Origin of the sequence: Streptomyces niveiscabiei (assembly GCF_001419795.1) — a bacterium.
GTDB classification, from domain to species: domain Bacteria; phylum Actinomycetota; class Actinomycetes; order Streptomycetales; family Streptomycetaceae; genus Streptomyces; species Streptomyces niveiscabiei.
The window spans coordinates 1-1,806 of the sequence record NZ_LIRL01000599.1; the positions used below are offsets into that span (position 1 = coordinate 1).

The window sequence follows — 1,806 nt, forward strand, 5'->3', positions numbered from 1 at the left end:
TCCGCCTGGTCCTCGCCCACCGAGCCGGAGCGGGTGGGCGAGGACCAGGCGGAGCGACCGGAGGTCAGTCCCGGAACGGGCAGTTGCTGTGCGGGTGCTGTTCGGCAGCCGGGGCCGGGGGCTGCACCGGGACGTAGATCTCGGGACGGACGTTGACCTCCACCGGGCGGACAGCGCGGCGCAGGGTCAGGCCGCGCATCGCGAACGCGGAGAGGAACGTCCAGGCGAGGACAGCGAGCCCGACGGCGACGGGGCGGCTGGTGTCCGGGGTAGCCGTCCAGACCATCCACACGGTGGCCGCGCCGTGCCCGGCCCACGTTGCGCGCACGCCGTTGTTCTTGGACAGGCAGCCGAGGACCAGGGCGACGATGCCGGTGAGCAGCCACAGTGTGTAGACGGTGGAGGCCGCGACAGGCAGGCCGGCGGAGTGCTGCGCGATGTACGTGCGCACCGGCTGGTCGACGACGGCGAACACGCCACTGGAGGTGTCGACGCCGACCTGCACCTTGGGCACGGCGGTGAGCAGCTGCTGCAGGGCCTGGAGGACGACTTCGCCGGCGGCCTTGGCCAGCAGCACGACGAAGGAGATCCCGGCGACCGCGAGGACGGTGCGCAGCCAGGGCGCCATGTGGCGGAAGCCGTCGTCGGGGGCGCTGAGGATGTCCTCCCACATCACGTACAGGACGCCGTCCTCTTCCCACGCCTTTTCCCACGTCTTCTTCCACCAGGTGCGCAGCGCGGCGAACCGCTGCTCCTTGGCGGGCGCCGGGACGTGCACAGGGAGGTAGGTGAGCTCCTGGCGGTCCTGGCGGGTGTTGTCGTTGGACTGCACGGGGCAACTCCTTGTTGTCGATGCGGTGTTCACGGAGCGTGCGAGTAGGCCAAGCTGTGAGCGACGGGGTCCGGGAGAAGGGAGGCGGCTGCGATGGGGTGGTTCACCCGCGATGAGCCGGAGGAAGTCGTCTTCGAGGAAGTCGTGGACACGGACGGGCAGATCTGGCCCGCGTTCACGGACGACGACGGCGTGCTGTGGATCGACGTGGACTACGACGTCGAGGTGGTCATCAACGGCGCGATCGTGGACGGGCAGATCCGGGGTGCCGAGGTCGATGACGCTGGCCGGATCTGGATCGACTACGAGTGATCGCGAGGCCGGACGGCCTGTCCCGCACCCGAGCCCGCACGCGGCGGGAGTCGGATACGAGGCAGGGCGCCCGGAGTTCAGCGGACGTCGTTGCGGGTGCGGGAGAACATCCCGCGCTGGTGGCTGGTGTTGTTGATCTGCGTGTTCTGCACGACCGGGCCCTCGTACACGTTCTTGGTGACGGCGGAGCGCACCTTGCTGATCACACCGCCGATTGCGGTGACAACCATGGCGGCGCCTGCGAACGGCAGGGTCACCATGAGCACGCCGTTGAGCGTGACCGAGGCGAGCCCTTTGAGGACCAGCCAGGCGCCGCAGCCGATGCCGGTGACGCCGGCGCCGACGCCGACGCTCGCGACCGCGATCCCGGCCGCCCAGGCGGGCACGATCCGTTTGTCGTCCTGCTTCACGGGCGGGGCGTCGCCGTAGGCGGGCAGCGGGGAGTCGTCGCGGAACGACGTCGGGAAGTGCCGTACCGGCTGCTCGGGCTGGAACTCCGTTTCGATGATCCGCTTGGCTTCGGCGGCGGCCTCGGAGTCGGACATCGGGCGGCCAGCGGTGGGGCGGAAGTCCATGAGGTTCTCCGTTTCGGGGCAGGACGGGAGCGCCCTCCCCGCCACAACGGCGGGGAGGGCGCAGGGGGCGGGGGAGCAGAGCGGGCT

Annotated in this window: 3 protein-coding genes; 1 reads left to right on the forward strand and 2 read right to left on the reverse strand. The window is 70.4% G+C overall.

Going from position 1 to position 1,806, the window contains the following annotated elements; all coding sequences use genetic code 11:
* Positions 1-64 precede the first annotated feature (64 nt).
* Positions 65-832 carry a hypothetical protein gene (locus tag AOK24_RS27515; RefSeq protein WP_055722749.1) on the reverse strand — a complete coding sequence of 256 codons (768 nt, stop codon included), beginning with the start codon at positions 830-832 and terminating at the stop codon, positions 65-67.
* Positions 833-925: 93 nt separating this feature from the next.
* Here AOK24_RS27515 and AOK24_RS27520 point away from each other — a divergent pair, with 93 nt between their 5' ends.
* On the forward strand, positions 926-1,144 hold the full coding sequence (locus AOK24_RS27520; protein ID WP_055722750.1) for a hypothetical protein: 219 nt from the start codon (positions 926-928) through the stop codon (positions 1,142-1,144).
* Between the two features lie 77 nt (positions 1,145-1,221).
* On the opposite strand, the gene AOK24_RS27525 is transcribed toward AOK24_RS27520, so the two are convergent.
* The coding region (locus AOK24_RS27525) for a hypothetical protein (RefSeq protein WP_338060954.1) at positions 1,222-1,806 on the reverse strand (585 nt) is incomplete at its 5' end.

What these genes read in the sequence shown, in the direction of transcription:
- AOK24_RS27520 (WP_055722750.1), top strand. Translation starts at nt 926, where the DNA reads ATGGGGTGGTTCACCCGCGATGAGCCGGAGGAAGTCGTCTTCGAGGAA.